General features: G+C 68.1%; 30 protein-coding genes. 8 read left to right on the top strand and 22 right to left on the bottom strand.

Translation table 11 applies throughout. The features are described from left to right. Positions 1-19: 19 nt before the first annotated feature. Complete coding sequence (locus tag ABD260_RS09825) at positions 20-1,477, top strand: ketol-acid reductoisomerase (protein WP_344233071.1); 1,458 nt, start codon at positions 20-22, stop codon at positions 1,475-1,477. An 81-nt stretch (positions 1,478-1,558) separates the two neighbouring features. Here ABD260_RS09825 and glmM read toward each other — a convergent pair whose 3' ends face one another. From glmM to rplM, 3 genes are read right to left on the bottom strand one after another with little or no spacing between them, the layout of a single operon-like run. Further along, entirely contained in the window at positions 1,559-2,905 is a 1,347-nt protein-coding gene (gene glmM, locus ABD260_RS09820) for a phosphoglucosamine mutase (RefSeq protein ID WP_344233070.1), read from the bottom strand. A gap of 7 nt (positions 2,906-2,912) precedes the next feature. Beyond that, positions 2,913-3,434: a 30S ribosomal protein S9 gene (rpsI, locus tag ABD260_RS09815; protein ID WP_130441429.1), complete on the bottom strand. Its 522-nt coding sequence runs from the start codon at positions 3,432-3,434 to the stop codon at positions 2,913-2,915. A gap of 35 nt (positions 3,435-3,469) precedes the next feature. Continuing rightward, on the bottom strand, positions 3,470-3,913 hold the full coding sequence (rplM, locus tag ABD260_RS09810) for a 50S ribosomal protein L13 (protein WP_184840649.1): 444 nt from the start codon (positions 3,911-3,913) through the stop codon (positions 3,470-3,472). 249 nt (positions 3,914-4,162) lie between these two features. Here rplM and ABD260_RS09805 point away from each other — a divergent pair, with 249 nt between their 5' ends. Together ABD260_RS09805 and ABD260_RS09800 are read left to right on the top strand one after the other, a co-directional pair. After that, entirely contained in the window at positions 4,163-5,476 is a 1,314-nt protein-coding gene (locus tag ABD260_RS09805) for a citrate synthase (protein ID WP_184840647.1), read from the top strand. Positions 5,477-5,594: 118 nt separating this feature from the next. Further along, a complete protein-coding gene (locus ABD260_RS09800) occupies positions 5,595-6,908 on the top strand; it encodes a phospholipase D-like domain-containing protein (RefSeq protein WP_344233067.1) in 1,314 nt (437 codons plus the stop codon). 120 nt (positions 6,909-7,028) lie between these two features. On the opposite strand, the gene ABD260_RS09795 is transcribed toward ABD260_RS09800, so the two are convergent. Next, positions 7,029-7,484: a nuclear transport factor 2 family protein gene (locus tag ABD260_RS09795; protein WP_344233066.1), complete on the bottom strand. Its 456-nt coding sequence runs from the start codon at positions 7,482-7,484 to the stop codon at positions 7,029-7,031. A 125-nt stretch (positions 7,485-7,609) separates the two neighbouring features. Between ABD260_RS09795 and ABD260_RS09790 the strand changes: the two genes are divergently transcribed. Next, entirely contained in the window at positions 7,610-8,158 is a 549-nt protein-coding gene (locus ABD260_RS09790; RefSeq protein ID WP_344233064.1) for a TetR/AcrR family transcriptional regulator, read from the top strand. A 47-nt stretch (positions 8,159-8,205) separates the two neighbouring features. Then, complete coding sequence (locus ABD260_RS09785; RefSeq protein ID WP_344233063.1) at positions 8,206-9,162, top strand: glycoside hydrolase family 18 protein; 957 nt, start codon at positions 8,206-8,208, stop codon at positions 9,160-9,162. Positions 9,163-9,177: 15 nt separating this feature from the next. On the opposite strand, the gene ABD260_RS09780 is transcribed toward ABD260_RS09785, so the two are convergent. Beyond that, the gene (locus tag ABD260_RS09780; RefSeq protein WP_344233062.1) at positions 9,178-10,860 is read right to left on the bottom strand and encodes an ABC-F family ATP-binding cassette domain-containing protein; all 1,683 of its coding nucleotides are present in this window, start codon (positions 10,858-10,860) and stop codon (positions 9,178-9,180) included. Positions 10,861-10,972: 112 nt separating this feature from the next. Between ABD260_RS09780 and ABD260_RS09775 the strand changes: the two genes are divergently transcribed. Next, positions 10,973-12,019: a hypothetical protein gene (locus tag ABD260_RS09775; RefSeq protein ID WP_344233061.1), complete on the top strand. Its 1,047-nt coding sequence runs from the start codon at positions 10,973-10,975 to the stop codon at positions 12,017-12,019. 1 nt (position 12,020) lies between these two features. On the opposite strand, the gene ABD260_RS09770 is transcribed toward ABD260_RS09775, so the two are convergent. Then, complete coding sequence (locus ABD260_RS09770; RefSeq protein WP_344233060.1) at positions 12,021-12,785, bottom strand: hypothetical protein; 765 nt, start codon at positions 12,783-12,785, stop codon at positions 12,021-12,023. Then, positions 12,778-13,323: a SigE family RNA polymerase sigma factor gene (locus ABD260_RS09765; RefSeq protein WP_344233059.1), complete on the bottom strand. Its 546-nt coding sequence runs from the start codon at positions 13,321-13,323 to the stop codon at positions 12,778-12,780. The genes ABD260_RS09770 and ABD260_RS09765 overlap by 8 nt, the downstream gene beginning before the upstream one ends. A gap of 137 nt (positions 13,324-13,460) precedes the next feature. Between ABD260_RS09765 and ABD260_RS09760 the strand changes: the two genes are divergently transcribed. Next, a complete protein-coding gene (locus ABD260_RS09760) occupies positions 13,461-15,290 on the top strand; it encodes a hypothetical protein (RefSeq protein WP_344233058.1) in 1,830 nt (609 codons plus the stop codon). A gap of 4 nt (positions 15,291-15,294) precedes the next feature. On the opposite strand, the gene ABD260_RS09755 is transcribed toward ABD260_RS09760, so the two are convergent. The 10 genes from ABD260_RS09755 to ABD260_RS09710 form a co-directional block, all read right to left on the bottom strand. Beyond that, positions 15,295-15,891: a class I SAM-dependent methyltransferase gene (locus ABD260_RS09755; protein WP_425553313.1), complete on the bottom strand. Its 597-nt coding sequence runs from the start codon at positions 15,889-15,891 to the stop codon at positions 15,295-15,297. After that, complete coding sequence (gene truA, locus ABD260_RS09750) at positions 15,884-16,696, bottom strand: tRNA pseudouridine(38-40) synthase TruA (protein ID WP_344233057.1); 813 nt, start codon at positions 16,694-16,696, stop codon at positions 15,884-15,886. Before truA ends, ABD260_RS09755 begins: the two co-directional genes overlap by 8 nt. Positions 16,697-16,760: 64 nt before the next feature. Then, positions 16,761-17,444 (bottom strand): 50S ribosomal protein L17, sunset domain variant, encoded by a 684-nt coding sequence (rplQ, locus tag ABD260_RS37780; RefSeq protein ID WP_344233056.1) that lies wholly within the window; start codon positions 17,442-17,444, stop codon positions 16,761-16,763. Positions 17,445-17,509: 65 nt separating this feature from the next. After that, positions 17,510-18,535: a DNA-directed RNA polymerase subunit alpha gene (locus tag ABD260_RS09740; protein ID WP_344233055.1), complete on the bottom strand. Its 1,026-nt coding sequence runs from the start codon at positions 18,533-18,535 to the stop codon at positions 17,510-17,512. A gap of 103 nt (positions 18,536-18,638) precedes the next feature. After that, entirely contained in the window at positions 18,639-19,247 is a 609-nt protein-coding gene (gene rpsD / locus ABD260_RS09735; RefSeq protein WP_184840619.1) for a 30S ribosomal protein S4, read from the bottom strand. A gap of 25 nt (positions 19,248-19,272) precedes the next feature. Then, entirely contained in the window at positions 19,273-19,680 is a 408-nt protein-coding gene (gene rpsK / locus ABD260_RS09730; protein ID WP_130384622.1) for a 30S ribosomal protein S11, read from the bottom strand. A 47-nt stretch (positions 19,681-19,727) separates the two neighbouring features. After that, positions 19,728-20,099 (bottom strand): 30S ribosomal protein S13, encoded by a 372-nt coding sequence (rpsM, locus tag ABD260_RS09725; RefSeq protein WP_184840609.1) that lies wholly within the window; start codon positions 20,097-20,099, stop codon positions 19,728-19,730. 196 nt (positions 20,100-20,295) lie between these two features. Further along, positions 20,296-20,409: a 50S ribosomal protein L36 gene (gene rpmJ, locus ABD260_RS09720; protein WP_008361054.1), complete on the bottom strand. Its 114-nt coding sequence runs from the start codon at positions 20,407-20,409 to the stop codon at positions 20,296-20,298. 32 nt (positions 20,410-20,441) lie between these two features. Further along, positions 20,442-20,663: a translation initiation factor IF-1 gene (gene infA / locus ABD260_RS09715; RefSeq protein WP_012923661.1), complete on the bottom strand. Its 222-nt coding sequence runs from the start codon at positions 20,661-20,663 to the stop codon at positions 20,442-20,444. A 116-nt stretch (positions 20,664-20,779) separates the two neighbouring features. Continuing rightward, positions 20,780-21,103 (bottom strand): winged helix-turn-helix transcriptional regulator, encoded by a 324-nt coding sequence (locus ABD260_RS09710; protein ID WP_344233054.1) that lies wholly within the window; start codon positions 21,101-21,103, stop codon positions 20,780-20,782. A gap of 75 nt (positions 21,104-21,178) precedes the next feature. On the opposite strand from ABD260_RS09710, the gene ABD260_RS09705 reads away from it, so the two are divergent. Next, positions 21,179-22,045 carry an NAD(P)-dependent oxidoreductase gene (locus tag ABD260_RS09705; RefSeq protein WP_344233053.1) on the top strand — a complete coding sequence of 289 codons (867 nt, stop codon included), beginning with the start codon at positions 21,179-21,181 and terminating at the stop codon, positions 22,043-22,045. On the opposite strand, the gene ABD260_RS09700 is transcribed toward ABD260_RS09705, so the two are convergent. The 5 genes from ABD260_RS09700 to secY all read right to left on the bottom strand — a co-directional run bounded on the left by ABD260_RS09700 (position 22,029) and on the right by secY (position 26,088). Beyond that, positions 22,029-22,829 (bottom strand): hypothetical protein, encoded by an 801-nt coding sequence (locus ABD260_RS09700; protein WP_344233052.1) that lies wholly within the window; start codon positions 22,827-22,829, stop codon positions 22,029-22,031. The genes ABD260_RS09705 and ABD260_RS09700 overlap by 17 nt on opposite strands. Further along, on the bottom strand, positions 22,826-23,269 hold the full coding sequence (locus ABD260_RS09695; protein WP_344233051.1) for a DUF1707 SHOCT-like domain-containing protein: 444 nt from the start codon (positions 23,267-23,269) through the stop codon (positions 22,826-22,828). Before ABD260_RS09695 ends, ABD260_RS09700 begins: the two co-directional genes overlap by 4 nt. 94 nt (positions 23,270-23,363) lie before the next feature. Then, the gene (gene map, locus ABD260_RS09690) at positions 23,364-24,194 is read right to left on the bottom strand and encodes a type I methionyl aminopeptidase (RefSeq protein WP_344233050.1); all 831 of its coding nucleotides are present in this window, start codon (positions 24,192-24,194) and stop codon (positions 23,364-23,366) included. A gap of 20 nt (positions 24,195-24,214) precedes the next feature. After that, positions 24,215-24,787: an adenylate kinase gene (locus tag ABD260_RS09685; protein WP_344233049.1), complete on the bottom strand. Its 573-nt coding sequence runs from the start codon at positions 24,785-24,787 to the stop codon at positions 24,215-24,217. After that, positions 24,787-26,088 carry a preprotein translocase subunit SecY gene (secY, locus tag ABD260_RS09680; RefSeq protein ID WP_344233048.1) on the bottom strand — a complete coding sequence of 434 codons (1,302 nt, stop codon included), beginning with the start codon at positions 26,086-26,088 and terminating at the stop codon, positions 24,787-24,789. The genes ABD260_RS09685 and secY overlap by 1 nt, the downstream gene beginning before the upstream one ends. Positions 26,089-26,175: the final 87 nt, after the last annotated feature.

Below are 26,175 nucleotides of genomic sequence, written 5' to 3'. Positions count from 1 at the left end.
TCCGCTTTCACTGAAAGACATGCACACCATCAGCTCGTCGGTCTTCAGGACCGAGACCATGACCGTTCCCGGCGGGACCGAGACGATCGTGCGCGGCGGCCGGGACCTGTTCCCGCTGCTGCCGCGGGCGCTGCACGGCGTCCGGCGGATCGGCGTCCTCGGCTGGGGACCGCAGGGCCGCGCCCAGGCGCTGAACCTGCGGGACTCGCTGGCCGGCACCGACGTGGTGGTGTCGGTCGGGCTGCGTCCCGGCTCGGCCTCGGCCGCGGATGCGCGGAAGAACGGCTTCACCGAGGAGAACGGCACTCTCGGCGACTGGCTCGAGGTGGCCGCCAGGTCCGACCTGGTCGTCCTGCTGATCGCCGACGCCGCGCTGGCCGCGAACCACGAGCGGATCTTCGCGGCGCTGTCACCGGGCGCGACCATTGGTCTGTCCCACGGATTCCTGCTGGGTCACCTGGGCACGATCGGCAGCGACTTCCCGGCCGGGCATCCGGTCATCGCGGTCTGCCCGAAGGGCATGGGCGACTCGGTCCGCCGCCTGTACCAGCAGGGCGAAACGATCAACGGCGCCGGCATCAACGCGAGCATCGCCGTCCACGCGGACCCGGACGGGCACGGGACCGATCGGGCGCTGGCCTGGTCGATCGCGCTCGGGTCGCCGTACACGTTCGCGACCACGTTGCGGTCCGAGTACCTGTCCGACATCGTCGGCGAGCGGGCCATCCTGCTCGGCGCCGTCCACGGCCTGGTCGAGGCGTTGTACCGGCATTTCCGGATCACGGGCGACGACCCGGGGACGGCGTACCAGCGGTCGACCGAGTCGATCACCGGCCCGATCGCCCGGACCATCTCGGACTCCGGGCTGGCAGCGGTCCGCGCGGCCACCGGCGACGAGGAGGCCTTCGATCGGGCGTACGCCGCCGCGTACCAGCCGGCCCGCGACCTGGTCGCCGAGATCTACGACGAAGTGGCCGATGGCACCGAACTGCGCAGCGTGATCCTGGCCGAGCAGCGGCTCGCGACCCGGCCGATGACCGCGATCAGCGGCAGCCCGATGTGGTCGTACAGCACCGAAGCGCACGCGCGGCGGGACGTTGCGCCCGCCGTTGTCGATCCACTGACCGCGGGGCTGTTCGTGGCGACGATGACCGCCCAGGCCGACGAGTTCGCCGCCCGTGGCCACGCCTGGTCGGAGATCGTCAACGAGTCGATCATCGAAGCCGTCGACTCGCTGCTGCCGTACATGCACGCGCGGGACGTCGCGTACATGGTGGACAACTGCTCGCGGACCGCCCGGCTGGGTACGCGTCGCTGGGGTCCGCGGTTCCAGGCGGCGTACGAACAGCTCGCGCTGCCGCGGGCGGAGGCGCCGGCCGAGGACGGACTGATCAAGGAGTTCCTGGCGAACCCGGTGCACGAGGCGCTCGCGGCGGCCGCCGTACTGCGCCCGTCGGTCGACATCTCGGTGTCCTGAAACGGGTCCTGAAACAGGTCCTGAAACGGGTCCTGACAACGCGAAAGGGGCCGGAGATCCGGCCCCTTCGGCGTAGTGCTCTTACAGCTTGAGCGAGGTCGCGACCACATCGGCGAGCGAGTGGGCGATCTCGTGTGCCGTGTCCGACGACTCCGCCTCGACCATGACCCGGACCAGCGGCTCGGTGCCGGACGGCCGGAGCAGGACGCGGCCGGTGTCACCCAGCCGCGCGGTGGCAGCGGCGATCGCGGACTGAACGGCCGCGTCCGTGCCGGCCCGCGACTTGTCCACGTTCTTCACGTTCACCAGCACCTGCGGCAGCCGGGTCATCGCGGCGGCCAGGTCGGCCAGGCCCTTGCCGGTCTGGGCGACCCGCGCGAGCAGCATCACCGCGGTCAGCGTACCGTCGCCGGTGGTGGCGTGGTCGGACAGGATCACGTGCCCGGACTGCTCACCGCCGAGCTTGTGGCCGCCGGCCTTCATCGCCTCCAGCACGTACCGGTCGCCGACCTTGGTCTGCTCGACCGCGATCTGCTCCCGGACCATCGCCTGGACGAAGCCGAGGTTGCTCATCACGGTCGCGACCACGGTGTCGTTCGACAGCCGGCCACTGTCCCGCATCGCCAGCGCCAGCACCGCGAGGATCTGGTCGCCGTCGACGAGCTCGCCGTTCGCGTCCACCGCCAGGCAGCGGTCCGCGTCGCCGTCGAGCGCGATGCCGACGTCGGCGCGGTGCCCGAGCACCTCGCGCTGCAGACCCTCGATGTGGGTGGAGCCACAGTTCAGGTTGATGTTCAGGCCGTCCGGCGCGGCGGCGACCGTGATCACCTCGGCACCGAGCCGGCGCAGTGCCTCCGGCGCGGTCTCGGACGCGGCGCCGTTCGCGCAGTCGATCACGACCTTCAGGCCGTCGAACCGGTTCGGGGCCGAGCGGACCAGGTGCGAGACATACGTCTCGAAGCCCTGGCCGTCATCGGTCACCCGGCCGACGTCGGCACCGGTCGGGCGCTGCCACTCCTCGCCCATCTTGGCCTCGATCGCGTCCTCGATCGCGTCGTCGAGCTTGATCCCGCCCCGGGCCAGGAACTTGATGCCGTTGTCCGGCATCGGGTTGTGGCTGGCCGACAGCATCACGCCGAGATCGGCACCGGTCGAACCGGTCAGGTACGCGACCGCCGGCGTCGGCAGCACGCCGAGCTTCACCACGTCGACGCCGGCGCTGGCCAGACCGGCCACCACCGCCGCCTCCAGGAACTCACCACTGGCCCGCGGATCCCGCCCCACAACGGCGCGTGGCCGGTGCCCTTGGAAGGCACCGGCCTCGCCGAGTACGTGAGCTGCCGCGACCGAGAGGTCGAGCGCCAGCTCCGCGGTCAGGTCCACGTTCGCCAGGCCACGGAATCCGTCCGTGCCGAACAAACGCCCCATCAGGTGATCAGCGCTTGCTGTACTGAGGCGCCTTACGGGCCTTCTTGAGTCCGGCCTTCTTCCGCTCCTTGATCCGCGCGTCGCGGGTGAGCAGACCGGCCTTCTTCAGCCCCGGGCGGTTCGCCTCGAGGTCCGCCGCGTTCAGGCAGCGGGCCACGCCGAGCTGCAGCGCACCGGCCTGGCCGGTGATGCCGCCGCCGTTGATCCGGGCGATCACGTCGTACGAGCCCTCCAGGCCCGCGACGACGAACGGCTCGTTCACGTGCTGCTGGTGGACCTTGTTCGGGAAGTAGACATCGAGGTCCTTCCCGTTGATCTTCCACTTGCCGGTGCCCGGGACGATCCGGACGCGGGCGACGGCCTCCTTGCGGCGACCAGTGGCGCCGGCCGGGTTGATGACCGCGACCCGGCCCTGCTCGGCGCGCTGCTCCGGAGCCGGGTTGGTCTCGGAGGTGTAGGCGACCGGGCCCTCGGTGTCGATGGGGACCTCGGTGTCGAGCTCTTCGGTCTCGGTGGTGATGTCGCTCACGCTGGGAATCCTCGTTTACCTGGTTCGTCGATCGCTTACTGGGCGATCTGGGTGATCTCGAACGGCTTCGGCTGCTGGGCCGTGTGCGGGTGCTCCGGGCCGGCGTACACCTTCAGCTTGGTCAGCAGCTTCCGGCTCAGGCGGTTCTTCGGCAGCATCCCCCAGACGGCCTTCTCGACGGCCTTGCGCGGGTCCTTGTCGAGGATCTCGCCGATCGGCGTCGCGGTCAGACCACCCGGGTGACCCGAGTGCCGGTACGCCAGCTTGTCGGTCCGCTTGGTGCCGGACAGGGCCACCTTCGACGCGTTCACGACGACGACGAAGTCGCCACCGTCGACGTGCGGAGCGTACGTCGGCTTGTGCTTGCCACGCAGCAGGGTGGCGATCTGGACGGCGAGCCGACCGAGCGTGACGTCGGTGGCGTCGATCACGTGCCACTCACGGGTGACGTCAGCAGGCTTCGGGCTGTACGTGCGCACGGTCGTTGACCTTCGTTTCTCAGAGGTTGGCAAAACTGGACGTCGGCGAGCGGTCCGCCGACTGAGGATGGACCTGGAACGCACAACAGCGTCCTAGAATACCGGCGTCGGTGCGTACGGGTCAAAGTGAGCCCGGCCGCCGAGGGGACCCCGGCTTGGAAGCAGCTGAGGACCGCACTAGTTTAGCCGTAAAGATTGCAGTCCAGACCCGCGTCCCGCCGGCTGACGATAACCCTCACTCAGCGGCCGATGACGCCAGCTTCCGAAGAGGGCATCGTGACCGAACAGTCGCTCACCGTCCGGGACAACCGGACCGGCAAGGACTTCGACCTTGCCATCACCGACGGCACCATCCGTGCCGCGGATCTCAAGCAGATCAGCGCCGCCGACGGCGACGGTGGCCTGGCCACCTACGACCCGGGCTTCGTCAACACCGCGTCCTGCCGTTCCGCCGTCACCTTCATCGACGGCGACAAGGGCATCCTGGAGTACCGCGGGTACCCGATCGAGCAGCTCGCCGAGCAGTCCAACTACCTCGAGGTGGCGTACCTCCTGGTGAACGGCAAACTGCCGAACAAGGCAGAGTACGAAGCGTGGGCGCACGACGTGACGTATCACACGTTCGTGCACGAGAACCTGAAGACCTTCATGCAGGGCTTCCGGTACGACGCGCACCCGATGGGCATGCTGCTGGCCTCGGTCGGCGCGCTGTCCACGTTCTACCCGGAGTCGCGGGACATCTTCGACGAGGAGTCCCGGGCGCTGCAGATCCGCCGGCTGATCGCGAAGATGCCGACCCTGGGGGCGTTCGCCTTCCGGCACGCGCAGGGCAAGCCGTACGTGTACCCGGACAACGAGCTCAGCTACACCGCGAACTTCCTGTCCATGCTGTTCAAGATGAGCGAGCCGAAGTACGCCGCCGACGACCGGCTGGTCCGCGCGCTGGAGATCCTCTTCATCCTGCACGCCGACCACGAGCAGAACGCCTCCACCAACGCGGTCCGCGCGATCGGCTCGACCCAGGTCGACCCGTACACCGCGGTGGCCGGCGGGATCGGAGCCCTGTACGGCCCGCTGCACGGCGGCGCGAACGAGGCGGTGCTGAAGATGCTGCGCCGGATCGGCGGCGTCGAGAACGTGCCGTCGTTCATCGAGGGCGTGAAGAACGGCGAAGAGCGGCTGATGGGCTTCGGTCACCGGGTCTACAAGAACTACGACCCGCGGGCCAAGATCATCAAGAAGGCGGCCGACGACGTCTTCGAGGTGACCGGGATCAACCCGCTGCTGAAGATCGCCGTCGAGCTGGAGAAGATCGCGCTCGAGGACGAGTACTTCGTCTCCCGGAAGCTGTACCCGAACGTGGACTTCTACTCGGGCCTGATCTACGAAGCGCTGCAGTTCCCGCCGGAGATGTTCACCGTGCTGTTCGCGATTCCGCGGACGTCCGGCTGGCTGGCGCAGTGGCTGGAGATGCTCGGTGACGGCGACCAGAAGATCGCCCGGCCGAAGCAGATCTACACCGGCGGGCGCGGCGTCCAGTACGTCCCGATGGGCGACCGCTGACCCAGCTTGCGACGGCCCCCGACCGACCGGTCGGGGGCCGTTGCTGTTCACGGAGGAAATTTTCCGGCACTATGGGCTGAGTAGTGAACATCCTTCTGATCCGCCCCCAGGAGGTCACATGCTTCATCCCGTCCGTGAGCTGATGCGCCGCCCGATGCGGCCCGCGCTGCTCGTCCCGCTCGTGCTGCTCGCCGGTCCGGCGTTGCAGCCGTCGGCCGCGCCCGCCGCCGTGCCTGATCCGGTGATCGGGCACGCGGTGTTCAACGACCCGGCCGGAACGACTGCCCAGCAGAACACCATTCAGGTCCAGCTGGCCGGCCTGATCGACCGGGTGCCGGCCGGCGAGGAGATTCAGGGGTCGTTCTTCGGCTTCGACCCGCCGGACACCGCCGACACCGCCACCGACCCGGACCTCGTCGACCGGCTGATCGCGGCCCACGACCGCGGCGTCAAGATCAAGCTGATCGTCGACCAGAAGTCCAAAAACTCGGCCGCGACCCAGCGGTTGCGGGCCGCGATCGGGTCCGCCGACGACCAGCCGTCGTACGTCGTCGACTGCGCCGACAAGTCACCCGCCGGCACGATCCGCGGCTGTATCGCGACCCGGGTCAAGCAATGGTCGGACGGGCCGGTCACGCCGTACAACCACAACAAGTTCTTCACCTTCTCGAAGATCCGGCAGAGCTCCGGCGCGGAAGCCGGCTCGGTGGTCTACCAGGCGTCCGCGAACCTGGGCATCTGGGACCAGAACGAGGCGTACAACAACGCGCTCACGTACTCGGATCCGAAGACGTACGCGGCGTACCGGACGTACTTCTCCGACCTGCGCTCGTACCGGTACGTGGCGGCCGGAAACAACAACTATTACAAGGATTCCGGCAGCGGTACGGACTACCGGGCGTTCTTCTTCCCGCGCCAGGAACGGGCCGGTCAGCCGTTCGACGATCCCGCCACCGACACCGTCTACAATACGCTCGGCTCGGTGCATTGCACGTACACCGAAGCGGACGGTTCGCGGCACCAGACCGACGTCCGCGTGGCGATGTGGGACTTCAACCGGCCCGCGATCGCGCAGCGGCTGGCGCAACTGCGCAAGGACGGGTGCTGGGTCGACGTCGTCCTCACCAACGCCAACGACGCCGTGCTGACCGCGCTGAAGTCGGCGCCGGTGCAGATCACCAAGTGCAACTACAACGTTGCCCCAGGCATCGATGTCCGGGTGCACTCGAAGTACCTGCTGATCGACGGCGGGTTCGACAACGACATCGTGCCGCGGGTGTACACGGGCAGCCACAACTTCTCGTACTCGGCGCTCCGGCAGGCCGATGAGGCACAGGTCCGGGTGATGGGCCGGACGGTGCACGACGAGTACCTGAAGAACTTCTGGCACATCAGGGACACCTGCCGGGCGAAGGGCGGCGTCATCACCTGAGTCACCTGAGTCACCTGAGGATTGGCTCTTCAGCTGAGATTGGCTCTTCAGCTGAGATTGGAAACGGCCCCGGGCGGACGGTTGGTGTCTCGGTCCGGGGCCGTTCGGCGCCTCTGTGGACTAGGACGTCGCGGTGGCCGCCGCCGGTTCCGTCAGGTACGTGACGAGTTCCGGGACCTGCCCGCGAGCGCGGATCATCGCCAGGTGGTCGATGTAGTCCCGGGACTCGACGATCAGCCCGTCCCGGACCCGGAGCACGAAGACGGCCGGCGTCCGGAACGGTTCACCGGTGGCCAGGATCGTCCCGGCGTACTCGAACTCGGCCACGATCACCTCCGGGTCGGCGGTCTCGTGCACCCGGATGTTCTCCGGCCGGAACCGGACCACCTCGGTGACCCGCGGCCCGGTCCCGCCGAAGTGCTCGCGGAGCGCTTCCCGGGACAGCAGCGGGCGGTCGCCGTACGGGTTCATCGGGTGCCGGACGTCGGTCTGCTCGGCGTACAGCTCGGGCAGGGCGGCGAAGTCGCGGTCGGCGACGCCGTGCACGAGCTTCAGGAAGACCTCTTCAGGAGTCATCGCGGGGTTCCTCACGAAAGATAAACGGAGTGGTGACTTCGAATATATGGAGTATTGACTTCTGTTACAACCAGACCGGGGGTTCGCGGCGTCTTCTAGGCTGAGAGCGACGGAGGGGAGCTGGGGTGCGAGCAGACGCGCGGGACAACCGGGCCAGGATCATGACCGCCGCGGACGACGTCTTCGGGCGGTCGCCGAGTGCGTCCACCGATGACGTGGCCAGGCAGGCGGGAGTCGGGATCGCGACGGTGTTCCGGCACTTCCCGACCAAGACCGAGCTGCTCGAGGCAGTGCTGACGCTGCGGCTGGAACGGCTGCGGGAGCGGGCGCGCGAGCTGTCCGGCGACGCCGCACCAGGGAAGGCGTTCTACGAGTTCTTCACCCAGGTGGTGTCCGAGTCGGCCTCCAAGCTGGCGATCGCCGAGGCACTGACCGCCGCCGGCGCGGTGGTCGGCGCGGAAGCCCAGGAAGCCGGGCGAGGCATGCGATCGGCCTTCAACGACCTGCTGACCGCCGCGCAACGAGCTGGCGCGGTGCGTACTGACGCCGAGTTCCCCGAGGTGTACGCGCTGCTGATCGGCGCGTCCCGCGGCGCGACCGCGGCCAAGCTGGAGCCGGCCGTCCGCGACCGGATGCTGAACCTGATCTACGACGGCCTCAAACCGTACTCGTGAGGCGCCGCTGGCGATCCTGGTCCAAGCTCCGCCGCACTCTGATCGCGGTGACGGCCGCGATCGTCCTGCTCGTGGTGGCTCCACTTGGCAGCTTCGCGATCTCACTCCGGGTGCAGTACGCCGGTGAGCCGTCGGCGGACGCCCGGACCCGGAACCATGACGCGCTCTGGCTCGGCCATGCCTGGGTCGACGGCCGGAAGACCGCCGCCGACGTGACCGCACTGGGCGCGCGGCTGCGGGGCACGGGCATCCGCGACCTGTACGTACACACCGGACCGCTCGAGCACGACGGATCGTTGCCGCTGGCAAAGGTTTCGCCGAAGGCGCGGTGGTTCGTCGAGGCGATCAGGGCGGCCGCGCCGGGCGTCCGCGTGCAGGCGTGGCTGGGCGATGTGGTGCGGCCCGGCAAGGACCCTGGGATGAATCTGGATGATCCGGGCGTACGCCAGAAGGTGGTCGCGTCCGCGAAATCCGTACTGGAGCAGGGTTTTCAGGGCATCCACTACGACTTCGAGCCGGTGCGATCCGGCAGCAAGGGGTACCTGGCCGTCCTGGACGAGACGCGGGCATTGGGTACGACATTGTCGGTCGCCGCCGCGCAGATCGATCCGCTCTGGTACTTGCACTCGATCCCGGTCGACAAGTGGTGGTCGCAGGACTACTTCCGCCAAGTTGCCGAACGCGTCAACCAGATCGCGGTCATGTCGTACGACACCGCCATGCCGTTGGAGTCCTTGTACGGCGGCTATGTCGCCAAGCAGACCAACCTGGCGCTGGCGGTCACTCCCCCGGGCACCGACCTGCTGATGGGGCTTCCGGCGTACTGGGAGAGCAATCCGGCGCACTGGAGTCACGCCGAGACGGTCACCGCCGCGGTCCGCGGTGCCCGGCTCGGTCTGGGCGATTCACCTCGCCAGAACTTCGGACTGGCCTTGTACGTCGACTTCGCCGCCACGGACGCGGACTGGGCCGCGTACCGCGACGGCTGGTGTGTCTCGCCCTAGGAGCGCTAGCGGGCGCTAGCGGGCGCGTTCTACCCGGCCCTCGTCCCAGACCGGCTCGTCCGGCTCGTACACCGAGCCGTCGGAGCCGAACACCAGGTACCGGTCGAAGCCGCGCGCGAACCAGCGGTCGTGGGTCACCGCCAGCACGGTGCCGTCGAAGCTGTCCAGGCCCTCCTCCAGCGCCTCCGCTGACTCCACATCCAGGTTGTCGGTCGGCTCGTCCAGCAGCAGCAGCGTCGCACCGGACAGCTCCAGCAGGAGGATCTGGAAACGAGCCTGCTGCCCACCGGACAGGCTGTCGAACGTCTGCTCGGCAGCATGCGCCAGCTCGTACCGGTCGAGCTTCCGGGACGCCAGCTCGCGGCCCATGCCCTCCCGGTGATCGTCACCGCGGTGCAGGATCTCCAGCAGCGTGCGGCCGACCAGCTCCGGGTGCTCATGGGTCTGCGCGAACCAGCCCGGCCGTACGCGCGCACCGAGCTTGGCGTTGCCGGTGTGCGCCACAGGTGCGATCGGTACCTCACCGATCGGCCGGTGCTCCACATCCGGATCAGAACCGCCGTTGGCGAGCAGCCGGAGGAAGTGCGACTTGCCGGAGCCGTTCGACCCAAGCACAGCGACCCGTTCGCCGTACCAGACCTCCAGGTCGAACGGCTTCATCAGACCGGTCAGCTCCAGCTCGGTGGCGACGACAGCACGTTTGCCTGTACGCCCACCGGTCAGCCGCATGCTGACCTTCTGCTCACGCGGCAGTGCCTGCGGCGGTCCGGCCTCCTCGAACTTGCGCAGCCGGGTCTGTGCGGCCCGGTAGCGCGACGCCATGTCGGAGTTGTACGCGGCCTTCTGCTTGTACATCAGCATCTGTGCACGCAGTTTGGCGTGCTCCTCGTCCCAGCGCTTCCGCAGCTCCTCGAAGCGCTCGAACCGGTGCTGCCTGGCCTCGTGGTACGTCGCGAAGCCGCCGCCGTGCGTCCACGCGTTGTTGCCGGCCGCACCGAGCTCGACGGTGACGATGCGGGTGGCTGTGTTCGCCAGCAGCTCCCGGTCGTGGCTGATGTACAGCACGGTCTTGTCGGAGCTACGGAGCTGCTCCTCCAGCCAGCGCTTCCCTGGTACGTCCAGGTAGTTGTCGGGCTCGTCCAGCAAGAGCACCTCGTCCGGACCGCGCAGCAGCGCTTCCAGTACGAGCCGCTTCTGCTCGCCACCGGACAGCGTCTTCACCTCACGCCAGCGACAGCGGTCGTACGGTACGCCGAGCGCGGCCGTCGTACACACGTCCCAGAGGACCTCCGCGTCGTACCCGCCGACCTCGCCCCAGTCCGCCACCGCCTGCGCGTACTTGAGCTGGGTCTTCTCGTCGTCGGCCTCCATCATCGCCAGCTCGGCCTTGTCCAGCCGGGCCGCCACCTCCCGGATCGCGTCCGGCGCGACGCCCAGCAGCAGGTCGCGTACGGTCGACTCGTCCCGCACCGACCCGACGAACTGGCGCATCACGCCGAGCCCACCGGACCGGGCGATGCTGCCACTGTGCGCCTTCAGGTCACCGGCGATGATCCTGGTCAGCGTCGTCTTGCCGGACCCGTTCGCCCCCACCAGCGCGACCTTCGCCCCATCGCCGACCCGGAACGTGATGTCGTCCAGCAACACCCGCCCATCCGGCAACTCGTACCCGACACCAGCGACCTCGACGTGACCCATCCCCCCAGTCTGACCGCACCCACCCAACCCGAGCGAACGGTTATCCTGCGCTGTGCCGACGCAGCGCTGGATGGGGCCGGAGATCCTTCCCGATACTCGGGAGTATCAGTGGGTGGCGCAGGTCGTGGCCGCGGTCGAGCGGCGGACCGGTCGCCCCTCGTCGTGGAACCGTCGGCTGTACGAGGAGCGGTCCGGCATGGGCGCCACCGCGCAGCCGAATGGACCGCTGTCCATCAACGGGCCGGAGGTACTCGACCCGCTGTTCCGTGCGTACGACGCGACCGAGCCGCTGGACGACTGGACGACCCGCCAGGCCCGGGCAGCTGTCCTGGTGGTGGTCCATGAGACCGACCACCACCAGCACCAGGGCGGTGACCAGAACGCGCCCGATGCGGTTCGGTTCGACTCGATGGAGTGCGACCCCGTGACCGAGGGCCTCGCGGACAGCAACGCGCACCGGCTCCTCGATCCGGTCATCGACGACATCGGCATGGCCGACGCGTTCCCGCGAATTCATGAGGTGGACGTGGTGAGCTCGTACACCGGGTACCAGGCCGGTGTGGAGGGCGTGCTGGACGGGCTGCAGCGGATCAGCGGGCGGCCGTGGGACGAGGTGCATGCGGCTGTCGACTCGGCGCCGTTCGTGCAGCGGTACAACGCGATGGCCGATGTGGTGATCGACAGCCGGCTCGACGGGCTGATGCCGCCGGAGCACCGGTCGCAGCTCCGGCTCGTGCTGGGGCAGCCATTGCGCGAGGAGCTCGGTTTACTCGCGGAGTACGACCTGGCGCACGTCGTACCGGATCTGCTTGCCGACCGCGGCCAGGAGTCCGGTGCGAAGGCGGTGCAGCGGCTGGAACAGGAGGTGCAGGCTGTCGAACAGCACTACCGGCGGTACGGCGACAATGCACCGCGGATGCGGATGAACGCGCATGAGGTGGCACTGCTGCAACGCATCGAGTCACACTACGGGCGCTCCACTGCCGACCTGGAGGTCTCTCACCTCCGCGAGCTGATGGACGAACAGAGGGCCGGCTGGACGCCAGGGGGAGGGTGGGGAACGGGCAAACCGAAGAGCTGGGCGGGCGCCCCAGTTTCCAACCTCCATCGAGCAAGTCGTCGTCCGCAGCCGGACCAGCCCTCCAGGCGAACGGACTGAGCTACCAGCCCTTGAGTGCGTTCAGGTACGTGCCTCCGGACGGGCGGACCGAACCTGTCATGAACAGCTTCAGTGGCGCGGCGTACAGGCCGTACGTGTGCGACCCGGTGAAGAAGCCGGCCGACTGGCACCCGTCGTACTCGACCCAGATCTCCCGGACCCCCGCACCGGTCTCGAAGCGCAGCACGATCGCCTCCGACGGCTTGGCGGTCGGTGGGGCGCACTTGAACACCGGCAGCGCCGGATTGCGCTCCGGGAGCACCTTGATCGCGTCAACCACCTGCTGTGCCGTAGCCGCGTCGAAGTTCTCCTGCCCCAACAGACCGGTGCCGCCCTCGGCGAATCCGTACCGGCAGGCGCGCATCCCGGTCACCGGTGTGTTCAGGTCGAGCCCCGTACTCGCCTGCAGCGCGCTGGGACCGGCCGCCCGCAGGATCGGGTGATCGGTCGGACATGCGGAGCCCGCCGCTTCCGGTGTCGGCGCCAGCGCGTTCCCGGACCGCTTCGGCACCGCACTCCCGCCGCTGTCACTGCTGCTGGTGGCGACTGGTGAGTTGTTCGTCAGGAGGTTCACCCCGACGCCGCCCACCACGATGACGGCCACAGCGCCGGCCACCGCCAACCAGCCCTGCCTACGGCGGTGCACCCGCCGGCGCGCCTCTGTGGCCAGCCCGTTCCGCTGCAGACCGGACTGGTTGTGTGCCTGGTTCTGCAGTGCGGAGGTGATCTTGGGGCCGAGCTCCTGCTCAGGGTCGTGCTCAGGCATCCTCGGCTCCTTTCGTACTCTCATCTGCACCCAATGTGGTCTTCAGCGCCGCCAGTGCACGGTGTACGTGCGAACGCGCGGTCGCCTCCGCGCAGTGCAGCAGCTGGGCGATCTCGGCGTACGACAACTCCTCGTAGAACCGCAGTACGACAGCGGCCCGTTGCTTGTCCGGCAAGGTCGCGCACAACGCCCAGACCGCTTCCGACTCGGCTCGGGCGGCCGCACCGTCTGGAACCGCGTTGGCCGTCCGGACCGGATCATCCACCGGTGCCTCCCGCCGGCGGAACCGCCGCCACCAGGAGATGTGCGCGTTCACCACCATCCGCTTCACGTACGCCTCAGGGTCGTCGGCACGGCTGACCCGGCCCCAGCGAGCGCACGCGGTCGTCAGCGCATCCTGCACCGCGTCCTCCGCCAGGTGGGTGTCCCCGGTCAGCACATAGGCGAACCGCAGCAGGGCGTCCGCCTTCTCGGCCACCCAGCCCTCGAACTCCAGCTGCCCACTCCGTGCCTCCGCTGCCGCCAAGGCTGCCTCCATACCCTCAGGACGCCCCCGGCCGCCGATCCGTTGCACCCGAAGACGCCCGCCAAGTATGGCCATGCCCAGGCCCAATGAGCCCGGACGGCCGCTACCCTCAGCCAACTGTTGCGCGACCGTGAGGGGCTGGGATCTCAATGGTGAACGACCGTGAGCCGATCGATTACAGGATCGAGCGCACCGACATGCTTGCCGAGAACTGGGCTCGCCGGCTGGACGCCGCGCTGGGCCGGCCGTCCGGCGCCCGGGGGAGACTGCCGCTCTATCGATGGACGGACGCCGAAACCCGCAGTGCCGCCCATCAGGACGGCTCGATCACGTTGAACCAGTGGACCGCGTACACGATGACAGTCATCAGTGACCGGCAGTACAACGCGCAGTGGGCCGGTAAGTTCCGGCCCCACACCGCCGAGGACCTCAGCAACCTGCGGGCCGCGGTGGCCGACTTCGGCGACACCTATCTCGAACTGGTCCAGCCGGCCGACCGCACGCTCGATCGCGCCGCCCTGGCGCTGGACATCGGTGTCCGCGCGAACACCGTCGATGTGACCGCGATCCTGAACGGGATGCACAACCTGCCCGCCAGCTTCGAACCAGCCGGCGGAATCGAGAGCCAGACCGGACCGGATCGCCATCCGTTGCTTCAGGGCGCGGCAGCGGAGCTCACCGAACGGGTCAGCCGCCGGGTGGGGATGCGGCCTGGCGAGATCGACAGGCTGCTCCGGACAGTCCCGCCGGCCGGGCGCTTCAGGGCGCTCGCCACTGTGCTGGTCGAGCAGGACAGCCTCCACCACCGGCTTCCGGATGGCTCTCGGCGCCAACTGCCCCGGGATCACGTCGACCGGCTGAAGGAATTTGTGGCCGCGGACCTCGAAGCGACTTTCGACGAGTTGGGCCGGCTCGACCCACAGAACAGCCGGGGTCAGGGCGAACGCATGGTCGCGGGCGCGATGCAGAACGTGGCCGGCTTCCTGCGGCAGCCGGTCCAGACCGAACAGGCCGGCTACCAGCAGGTCGCGAGCGTGATGTCCGCCGTACAAACCGAGCTGTCACAGACCAGGGCACCCGGTATCGGGGTGGCGACTCTGCACCTCAAGTTCAACACCGACTACTGGAGCGGCCGGCTCCGCGAGTCCGTGGGCGACGGTACCGGCGCTGTCGGCTCCGATCGATCTCTGACCTTCGACCGGGATCAGGTCGTCGGCGTACTGGATGCGGCGGACACGTCCAGGCCACCTTCGCCGGAGGTCAGGTCCGCGGTGCACACGGTCGGCGTACAGGCTGCCCGGCTGTGCAACCCGGAGGCACCCGGCACCACCCCGAGGGACGCGACCGACCAGGCGCTGGACGATCAGCTCACCGAGGACTTCGCCACTCGGCAGGAGCCTCAACTGCTGGCGGCAATCGGCTACGGCCCGGCACAGCTGGGCCCGGAACACAGCGTCCCGCTGCCTCCGACCGCGACGGCTCAGGTGGTGGCCGCCCTGACGGCGAATGCGGGTCGCCACCGCGACCTCGAGCCACACGAAGCCGCGAAACATCTCCTCACCACACCGCCGAACGAGCGCCTCGACCAGGCCGCCGCGATGAGCCTCAGCGGTATCGGCTCCGCAGTGAGCCCTGAGGTACGCGCCCACGCCACGCGGACCCTGGCCACGGACCTGCGCGCCGCCCTGACCAGCGCGGCGGAAGCCGACCGGGACGGCAGGTCCAAGCTGCATGTCTGGAGCCGGTCGTCGGCCGGCGAGGACTTGAGCCAGAAGGTCACCGCGGCGGTCGGCAAGGCCCGGAAGACGCTCGCCGGTCCGGGGGTGGGGATCATGAGCAACCTGCAGCAAGCGGTATCGGCGGCGACCACCGGACAAGCTCCGCCAGGAGGTTCCCGCCCGGGCGCGGAGGGTTCCGCACCCCGTCAGCAGTACACCGGCCAGGCCAAATCCGGCCAAGACAGGTCTGGCCGCAGCTAGTTGATCAGCTGGTGGTGGCGCGGAGGACTCGGAAGCCCTTTGCGCTGGCTACTCGTTCGCAGGGATAGCCCTGGTCGGTCAGCCAGCGTTGCAAGGAGTCTCCGCCCAGGTTCTTGCCGACGACGAACCAGGCGACCCCGCCGGGTGCGAGGCGGGCCAGCCAGTGCAGCAGCATCTTGTGCAGTTCCGCTTTGCCGATGTGGATCGCCGGGTTCGACCAGATGGCGTCGAAGCGCAGGTCGTCCGGTACGCCGTCCGGCAGCACCGCATGTACTCGGTCCGCGACGCCGGCGGCCTTCGCGTTCGCCGCGGTCAGCTCCAACGCGCGGGTGTTCACATCGACTGCCCACACGGTCGCAGCTGTTTCCACAGCCAGCGCACAGGCGATCGGCCCGTACCCGCAGCCCAGGTCGAGGTATGTACCGGAGCCCTTCGGTGCCTCAACCGAGCGCAGCAGCACGGCCGTACCGATGTCCAAGCGGTCCCGGGAGAACACTCCGGTCGCCGTGGTGAACGTGTACGGCTTGCCCCAGATCCGTGCCTCGACGGTCCGGCGTACGTCCGCGGAGCCGGGCTCCGCGGAAAAGTAGTGATCAGCCACGCTGGTGTACCTCTCCCCTGACCTGACGGGCCTGCAGTGCCCGCGCGGCCAGCTCATCGTCTGCCGGGTAGCGCACTTCCTCCAGTGTCAGGCCGTGCGCGGGCAGCACCGACACGGCCGAGTCCCGCAGCTTGCCGGCCAGTACGGCGGCCGGCCACGCCACGTCGCGACGCCCATCACCTACCGGGAGCATCGAGCCGACCAGTGCGCGCACCATCGAGTGACAGAACGCATCCGCGATCACAGTGCCTTCCAGCTGCCCAGTACCGGTCCGCTGCCACGAGAACTCCAGCAGCGCCCGGACCGTACTCGCACCTTCGCGCTTCTTGCAGAACGCGGCGAAGTCGTGCTCACCGAGCAGTCCGGCTGCCGCCGCGTTCATCCGCTCCACATCCATCGGCCGCCCGACCCGGAGCACGTGGGCACGGGTCAGCGGATCCCAGCCGGCCGGGTCGTCGCACAACCGGTACACGTAGCGGCGGGCCAGAGCGGAGAACCGGGCGTCAAAGCCCTCTGGAGCCGCCGTGACGGCCGTGACAGCTACATCCTCGGGCAGGACGCCGTTCAGCCCTCTCAACAGCCTCAGCGGGTCCACAGCGGCTTCCACGTCGACATGCGTGACCTGACCCCGCGCATGTACGCCGGTGTCCGTCCGACCTGCACAGGTGACCGTGACCGGCTCCGGAAGCCGCAGTACGACCCGGATCGCCTCTTCCAGTGCGCCCTGCACGGTACGAAGCCCCGTCTGCCGGGCCCAGCCATGAAAAGCCGTCCCGTCATACCTGAGATCGATCCGCCAACGCACACGGCAATCTAACGCAACAGAACCCCCTCACCGTGCGGTGAGGGGGTTCTGGAGAACTACTTGCCTACTTGTCGTCGTCCGAACCGCCGGCCTTGGCGAAACCGGCCGCCTCGGCGTCGGCCTCGGTCTTGAACCAGACCTCGGCGACGGTCTGCTCGTACCACGGCGACTCGGTGGTGTGGTACTTCATCGAGTCCTCGTTGCCCTTGATGCTGAAGCCTTCCGGCGCGGAGCCGTCGGCATTCGGGGCAGCGGAGTTCTCGAACTTGCCGGCCACCACGTCCTGAACCGGCGCGGCGTCCTCGACCTTGTCCTCGGTCTTGGTCTCGGCCTTGGTCTCGGCGGCCGCGGCCTTCTTCGCCGGCGCCTTCTTCGCCTTCGGCGAGTCGGACAGCGCCTCGACCAGCTCGATCCGCGCCATCGGGGCGTTGTCGCCCTTGCGCGGGCCGAGCTTGGTGATCCGGGTGTAGCCACCCGGACGGTCCGCGTACCGCTCGCCGATCTCGGTGAAGAGGACGTGGACGACGCTCTTGTCCTTGATCCGCTTCATCACCTGGCGGCGGGAGTTCAGGTCACCGCGCTTCGCCTTGGTGATCATCTGCTCCGCCAGCGGCTGCAGGCGCTTGGCCTTGGCCACGGTGGTGGTGATCGCGCCGTGCTCGAACAGCGACGTCGCGAGGTTGCTGAGGATCAGCTTCTCGTGCGCCGGGCTGCCGCCCAGGCGGGCACCCTTGGTGGGGGTTGGCATCTCATAACTCCAGGAATCTAAGGCTCGTCGAGCCGTTGGGATCGGCCCGACGGGCCAAGGTCAGCTCAGTACTGCTCGGTCTCGGCGAAGCTCTCGTCCTCGTCGTCCGCCTCGTTGCCATAGGCACCGGACGCGGCGCGCAGGTCGAAGCCCGGAGGCGAGTCCTTCAGCGACAGGCTCATCTCGGCCAGCTTCAGCTTGACCTCGTCGATCGACTTGGAGCCGAAGTTCCGGATGTCCAGCAGGTCCTGCTCGCTGCGCGAGATCAGCTCACCCACGGTGTGGATGCCCTCACGCTTCAGGCAGTTGTAGGACCGGACGGTCAGCTGCAGGTCCTCGACCGGCAGCGCCAGGTCGGCGGCCATCTGCTCGTCCACCGGCGACGGGCCGATGTCGATGCCCTCGGCCTCGACGTTCAGCTCGCGGGCCAGACCGAACAGCTCGACCAGCGTCTTGCCGGCCGACGCGACGGCGTCGCGGGGCAGCATCGACGGCTTGGTCTCGACGTCGACGACCAGCCGGTCGAAGTCGGTGCGCTGCTCGACCCGGGTCGCCTCGACCTTGTACGTGACCTTCAGGACCGGGGAGTAGATCGAGTCGACCGGCATCCGGCCGATCTCGGCGTCCGCGGACTTGTTCTGAACGGCCGACACGTAGCCACGGCCACGCTCGACGACCAGCTCCATCTCGAGCCGACCCTTCTCGTTCAGGGTGGCGATCTTCAGGTCCGGGTTGTGCACCTCGACACCGGCCGGCGGCGCGATGTCCGCGGCGGTGACGTCACCCGGGCCCTGCTTGCGCAGGTACATGGTGACCGGCTCGTCGTGCTCGGAGGAGACGACCAGGTCCTTCAGGTTCAGGATCAGCTGGGTGGCGTCTTCCTTGACCCCGGCCACGGTGGAGAACTCGTGCAGGACGCCATCGATCTTGATGCTGGTGACGGCGGCCCCCGGGATGGAGGACAGCAGCGTACGGCGGATGGAGTTGCCGAGGGTGTAGCCGAAGCCCGGCTCCAGCGGCTCGATCACGAACCGGGAGCGGTACTCGCCGACGACCTCTTCGGTCAGGGTGGGGCGCTGTGCGATCAGCACTGTGGGTTCCTTCTTTCGTCGCGACGACCACTATTTGAGGCCGCGAGAGGTGAAGAACGCACCGATCCGGCCGGCCGCCCGCAGGCAGCCGGCCGGAACCGGATCAGTTCTTCGAGTAGAGCTCGACGATCAGGTGCTCGGCGACCTGAGTGTCGATCTGCTGCCGGGTCGGCAGCTGGTGGACGAGGATGCGCAGCCGCTCCGGCATCACCTCGAGCCAGGCCGGAACCACACGCTCGGCGTGCGTCTCCCGGGCGATGATGAACGGCGTCGTCTCGGCCGACTTCTGCTTGACATCGATGATGTCGTGCGCCGAAACCCGGTACGACGGGATGTTCACCTTGACGCCGTTCACGGTGAAGTGACCGTGCACGACGAGCTGACGGGCCTGCCGGCGGGTACGGGCCAGACCGCTGCGGTACACAACGTTGTCCAGCCGCGACTCGAGGATCTGCAGCAGGTTGTCACCGGTCTTGCCGGAGCGCCGCGAGGCCTCCTCGTAGTACCGGCGGAACTGCTTCTCGAGGACGCCGTACGAGTAGCGCGCCTTCTGCTTCTCGCGCAACTGGAGCAGGTACTCGCTCTCCTTCGGGCGGCCGCGGCCGTGCATACCCGGCGGGTACGGACGACGCTCGAACGCCTTGTCGCCACCGACGAGGTCGACCCCGAGACGGCGCGACTTCTTGGTCATAGGTCCGGTGTAACGGGCCATGGTTGTTCTCGCTCCTCTCGAAAGGTCAGACCCGGCGCCGCTTGGGCGGGCGGCAGCCGTTGTGGGCAACAGGGGTGACGTCCTGGATGGTGCCGACCTCGAGGCCGACCGCACCCAGGGAACGGATCGCGGTCTCCCGGCCGGAGCCAGGACCCTTGACGAACACGTCGATCTTGCGCATGCCGTGCTCCATCGCCCGGCGCCCGGCGGCCTCGGCGGCCATCTGCGCGGCGAACGGAGTGGACTTACGCGAGCCCTTGAAGCCGACGGTGCCCGCGGAGGCCCACGAGATGACCGCGCCGGTCGGGTCGGTGATCGTCACGATCGTGTTGTTGAACGTGCTCTTGATGTGCGCGTGGCCGGCGGCCACGTTCTTCTTCTCCTTGCGGCGCACCTTCTTCGCGCCGGCCGCACTGCGGCTCTTGGGAGGCATTCAGTTGCTCCTGGGGTGGTCGACGGAATCGTTTGCGGGCATCCGGGTCACTTCTTCTTCTTGCCGGCGATCGCCTTGCGGCGGCCCTTGCGGCTGCGGGCGTTGGTCCGGGTGCGCTGACCGCGCACCGGCAGCCCGCTGCGGTGCCGGCGACCCTGGTACGACCCGATCTCGATCTTGCGGCGGATGTCCGCGGTCACCTCGCGACGGAGGTCACCTTCGATCTTGTAGTTGCCTTCGATCCAGTCCCGGAGCTTGACCAGCTCGTCGTCGCCCAGCTCGTGGACGCGCTTGTCCGGGGAGACCCCGGTGTTCTTCAGCGTTTCGTGAGCGCGTGTACGGCCCACGCCGAAGATGTAGGTGAGAGCGACCTCGATGCGCTTGTCGCGCGGCAGGTCGACTCCTACGAGGCGTGCCATCTGGCGGTGTTCCTTTCGTCAGCAGAGGTGTGGTGGCGCGCCGCGTCCCCGCCCGCCTCGGTGATTCCCGCTGCTCCATCGAGCAGGGATTTCACCGGCAGGGCCCCGGCCTCTGTTCCGGGGGCAACATCCAGGGTGACCTGGATGAGCGTGCGCGCTGTGGTGCGAAAGTGCCGTGTTCCTGCGAAAGGCTTGGTCAGCCCTGCCGCTGCTTGTGCCGCGGGTTCTCGCAGATCACCATGACCCGGCCGTGCCGGCGGATCACCTTGCACTTGTCGCAGATCTTCTTGACGCTCGGGTTGACCTTCATCGAGCTACTTTCTTCGACAGGTGTTGGTGGTGTTACTTGTACCGATAGACGATGCGACCCCGGGTGAGGTCGTACGGCGACAGCTCCACGACGACCCGGTCCTCGGGGAGGATCCGGATGTAGTGCTGCCTCATCTTGCCGCTGATGTGCGCGAGCACCTTGTGCCCGTTGGACAGCTCAACACGGAACATCGCGTTCGGCAGGGCCTCGACGATGGTGCCCTCGAGTTCGATGACTCCCTCTTTTTTGGGCATGTCCTCGCACTTCTGTAGACGTGACTGGCTATGGCTACAAAGAGCCAAGGAGAGAGTCTACGCCACTGACCTGCACGAAACCCAATCGAGGCCGGACGGGCCGCTGCGGCGCGGGCTCAGCGACTGGCTTCCAGTACGTCCATGTGCTTCGCGCCCCACTCGTCCAGTGGCATCAGCGCTACGTTGAGTGACATACCGAGCTCGGTCAGTGAGTACTCAACCTTCGGCGGCACCTGGTGGAACACCTCCCGATGCACGATTCCGCGCGCCTCCAGCTCGCGCAACTGCTGGATCAGCATCTTCTCGGTGACGCCCTGGATCTCCCGCCGCAGCTCGCCAAACCGCATCGGCCCGTGGTGCAGTGCCCACAGGATGCGCGGTTTCCACTTGCCGCCGATCACGTCGGCGGCGGCATCCAGGCCACAGGTGTACGGGCGCATGCTTACCTTTCCGTCAGTACCTGACTATTTAGTGGGTACTTGTCCAGCATAAAGCGAAACTCCAGGCTGGACGACATGAAGACACCAGTGACCGTCCTCGGGCTCGGTGCGATGGGGACCGCCCTCGCCCGCGCCTTCCTGGCCGCCGGCCACCCGACCACCGTCTGGAACCGCACCCCCGGCCGCTCCCCCGAACTCGACTCCCTCGGCGTCACCCGCGCCACCACCGCCGGCGAGGCGGTCGCCGCCACGGAGCTCGTCGTCGTCTGCCTGCTGATCGACGACACCGTCCGGACCACTCTCGACGGCCTCGACCTGACCGGTCGCACGGTCGTCAATCTGACCAACAGCACGCCTGAGCAGGCCCGGAACACCGCCCGATGGGCCACGGAGGCCGGCGCGCGGTACCTGGACGGCGGCATCATGGCCGTCCCCGCGATGATCGGCGGCCCGGCGGCCTTCATCTTCTACAGCGGCGCCGAGGACGCCTTCGAACAGCACAGTGCCGATCTGTCCGTACTCGGCCGGCCCGCGTTCGTCGGCGCCGACCCCGGGCTGGCCGCGTTGTACGACATCGCCCTGCTGAGCGCGATGTACGGCATGTTCGGCGGCGCGCAGCACGCGCTCGCGCTGGCCGAGAGCGAGCGGGTACCGGCCGTGGGCTTCACCAACGAGTTCTTGGTGCCGTGGCTGACCGCGATGCTGGGCAGCCTGCCCAGGATGGCGCAGGACCTGGACGACGGCCCGGCCCCCGGTGCCGCCGGTTCGAACCTGGCGATGCAGTCGGCCGCGTACGGCAACCTGATCGACGCGTCGACCGCACAAGGCGTCGACCCCGCGCTGCTCGTACCCATGGGCGAACTGCTCCGGAAGACGGTCGCCGCCGGCCACGGCGACGCGGACATGTCGGCCGCGGTGCGGATGCTCAGGACTGCTGACTAGCTGCCCATTGCTCGCCCGCACGCCAGAGCTGTTCTGGCATCAGGTCGAGCAGGTCACACGCCGCATCGAGCTGGGCGAGGGCGGTGGCCACGTCGCGGTACGCCGGAAGGATCGCGACGAACCGCCGCCCCTCGCAGCTGAACCCGAACGGCGGTACGTCCGCGAGCGCCTCGACCGCGCGCGGGTGCAGCAGCGCGAGCGCATGATCCTCGCGCCCGTTGAACAACTGGCACCGCGCCGGCAGCCCGTCGACCGTGAACCGCAGCGGCAGCAGGCTGGCCGCCGCGACCGGCGCCAGTTCGGCCGGCAGCACCTGCAGGGGCGGCAGCGGCCGATCCACCTGCAGATCAAGGAAGTCGAAGCCGAGTTCGCGGCGCCCGGCCTTGTGCCGGAACTGCCCGGTCCACAGCTCGCGGCCGCGATGCCGGCCGGCCGTCACGTCGACCACCTCGGCCCGCGGATCGCTGCTGAACGGTGGGAACGGCCAACGATCAAGGAGTTCCATCCCCGACGCACTGATCCGCCAGCCGAGCTGCCCGGCCGCGGCAGCCCAGGCGCGCCGGCGACGGTTGTCAGCGATCCGCAGTCCGAGCGTGAAGCCGGCCAGCACCAGGAACCAGGCCAGTACGATCCAGCCCACCCAGCGCGGCTCCAGCAGTAGTCCGGCGATCGCCAGCGGTACGGCGACGGCGAACCAGATCACGTACACGATCGCGGCCCCTTGGTGCAGTTGCCAGGCCCAGTCCGGTCGCAGCCGGGCACGGCGCCGCGGGGCCGCCGTCAACGGCGCCTGCCGAGACCGCCGAGGGCGATGATCGCCCACGGGATCAACAGCCAGACCGGCCAGAAGTTCGGCCAGTGGCCACCGTTGCCGAGACCGACCACGAACCAGATCACCACGTTGATCAGGACCACCCCGGTGAACCCGCCGATCGCGTTCTTGCGGTTCGGCTGGTTCTCCTTCTTCCGCTCCGGGAAGGTGCCCGGCTCCGGCGTGGGCTTGGTGTCCTTGACCACCTCGGGCGTCTGGTACGTCCGCACCGGCGGCAGGTCACGGACCAGCGGCTCCAGCTCGCCGTACGTCTGCACCGTGTACAGCTGATCGAGCCGGGACGAGAACTCCGGCTGATCCAACCGGCCGTCCGCGAACGCATCCCGCAGCCGGCCGGCGATCTTGTCCCGGTCGGCTTCGGTGAAACGCTGGTACGGCTGGTACTGAGGCATGGCTCAAGTGTGCCTCAGCGCCGGTTCCCTCGCGTCCCCCAACGGGTGGACCCCGGGTGTCCGCTGATCGGCCCCAGGTCTGACCGGCGGCCGGTCAGTCGGCCAGCGCGCCGAAGGTGATACCGAGCTCGGCGAGCTTGGCCTCACCGCCGTCCAGCGCGGTCAGCACCCACGGCCCTTGCGGAGTGAGAGTGAACGTGTGCTCGGTGTGAGCAGCGGACTTGCCGTCGTCGGTGACGACCGTCCAGTCGTCCTCGAGGGTGTGGTTGTCCTGCTTGCCAAGGGTCAGCATCGGCTCGACCGCCAGCGCCATCCCCTCGACCAGCTTCGGTCCGCGGCCCGGACGCCCGAAGTTCGGTACGTTCGGCGGCTGGTGCATCGCCGAACCGATCCCGTGCCCGACGAAGTCCTCGACGATGCCGTACGACGAGTTCGCGCGGACGTACGCCTCGACCGCGGCGGAGATGTCCGTCAGCCGCCCGCCGAGCCGCGCCGCAGCGAACCCGCGCCACATCGACTCCTCGCAGACCCGGGCCAGCTCCAGCAACTCGGCGTCGACCGCGTCCGGCCCACCGACCGGCACCGTGATCGCCGCGTCGCCGTGCCAGCCGTCGACGATCGCACCACAGTCGATCGAGATCAGGTCACCGGCCGCGAGCACCCGCTCACCGGGGATGCCGTGCACGATCTCGTCGTTCACCGACGCGCAGATCGAGCCGGTGAACCCGTGGTACCCCTTGAACGACGGCGTCGCGCCGGAGCTGCGGATGTTGTCCTCCGCGATCGCGTCCAGCTCGCCCGTACTGATTCCGGCCCGGACCGCACCGCGGAGCAGCTCCAGCGTGCGGCCGACCACCAGGCCGGCCTTGCGCATCGCCAGGATCTGCTCGCGGGTCTTGATCTCGATACCGCGATCTCTAAACATGGCCGTACATCACGTCCGGTTTATTCGGTGACGGGCTTCAGCGCCGCGAGTACGCGCTCACTGACCTCGTCGATCTCGCCGACGCCGTTCACCTCGACCAGCAGGCCGCGCTGCGCGTACACCTGCAGCAGCGGCTTGGTCTCGGCGGTGTAGACGTCCTGCCGGTGCCGGACGACCTCTTCGGAGTCGTCGGTCCGGCCTTCGATGTGCGCCCGCTTGGTCATCCGCTCGACCAGTACGTCGATGTCGGCGACCAGTGCGACCACCGCGTCCAGCTTGTGCCCGTGCTCGGCCAGGATGTCGTCCAGCGTGCCCACCTGGGCCAGCGTCCGCGGGTACCCGTCGAGCAGGAAGCCCTCGCCCGCGTCGGCCTCGGACAGCCGGTCCCGGACCATCGAGTTGGTGACCTCGTCCGGGACGTAGTCGCCGGCGTCCATGTAGCGCTTCGCCTCGACACCGAGCGGCGTCTCGTCCTTCACGTTCGCACGGAAGATGTCGCCGGTGGACACGGCCGGGATATTGAGGCGTTCCGCAAGCACCTTTGCCTGCGTGCCCTTGCCCGCCCCGGGCGGACCCATCAGCAACATTCTCATCAGCGCAGGAACCCTTCGTAGTTACGCTGCTGCAGCTGACTCTCGATCTGCTTCACCGTGTCCAGCCCGACCCCGACCATGATCAGGATCGACGTACCACCGAAGGGGAAGTTCTGGCTGGCGTTCAGCAGGACGAGGGCGACCAGCGGGATCATCGAGATCACCGCGAGGTACAGCGCTCCCGGCAGCGTGATGCGGTCCAGCACGTACTTCAGGTATTCCTCGGTCGGCCGCCCGGCCCGGATGCCCGGGATGAAGCCGCCGTACTTCTTCATGTTGTCGGCGACCTCCTTCGGGTTGAAGGTGATCGAGACGTAGAAGTACGTGAAGAAGATGATCAGGGCGACGTACGTCACCATGTAGATCGGGTGGTCGCCCTTGACCAAGTTCCCCTGGATCCAGTTCGCCCAGGGTTTGCCCTGCTGGAACTGACTGATCAGAACGGGGAGATACAGCAGGCTGGAGGCGAAGATGACCGGGATCACACCGGCCTGGTTCACCTTCAGCGGAATGTAGGTGGAGGTCCCGCCGAACATCTTCCGGCCGACCATCCGCTTCGCGTACTGGACCGGGATCCGGCGCTGGGCCTGCTCGATGAAGATGACCGCGGCCATGATCACCAGCCCGATCGCGAGCACCACGACGAAGGTGGTGACGCCCTTCTGCTTGCGGATGCTCCACAGCTGGGTCGGGAAGGTGGCGACGATCTGGGTGAAGATCAGGATCGACATGCCGTTGCCGACGCCACGGTCGGTGATCAGCTCACCGAGCCACATGATGATGCCGGTACCGGCGGTCATCGTCAGCACCATCACCGAGACGGTGAACCAGTCGTCCTTGTACAGCAGCGGCTCGGTGCAGCCCTGGAACAGCCGGCCCGGCGTCCGGGCCAGCGCCACGAACGCGGTGGACTGCAGGATCGCCAGCCCGACGGTGAGGAACCGGGTGTACTGGGTGATCTTCGCCTGGCCCGCCTGGCCTTCCTTCTTCAGCGACTCCAGCCGCGGGATCACCACGGTGAGCAGCTGCAGGATGATGCTGGCGGTGATGTACGGCATGATGCCGAGCGCGAAGATCGCGAGCTGCAGCAGCGCGCCACCGGAGAACAGGTTGATCAAGTTGTACAGGTTGGCGTTCGCGCCACCCTGGGAGATCTTGATACACGTGTGCAGAGACTGAACGTTGACGCCGGGTGCCGGTACGACGGAGCCGATCCGGAAGATCACGACGATGAAGAGCACGAACAAGATCTTCCGGCGCAGGTCCGGAGTCTTGAACGCGTTGGCAAAGGCGCCTAACACCCTGTCCTCCCACAAGTTTCCCTCGCCGCGGGCACGGCAGGGGCCTAGCTAAACCGCTGGGCAAGAGACGAACCAGGGCTCGTCCGA

Origin of the sequence: Kribbella hippodromi, from assembly GCF_039531045.1 — a bacterium.
GTDB classification, from domain to species: Bacteria; Actinomycetota; Actinomycetes; order Propionibacteriales; family Kribbellaceae; genus Kribbella; species Kribbella hippodromi.
Note: the sequence above shows the minus strand (reverse complement) of the source record. Positions and strands in the feature narration are given on the sequence as shown.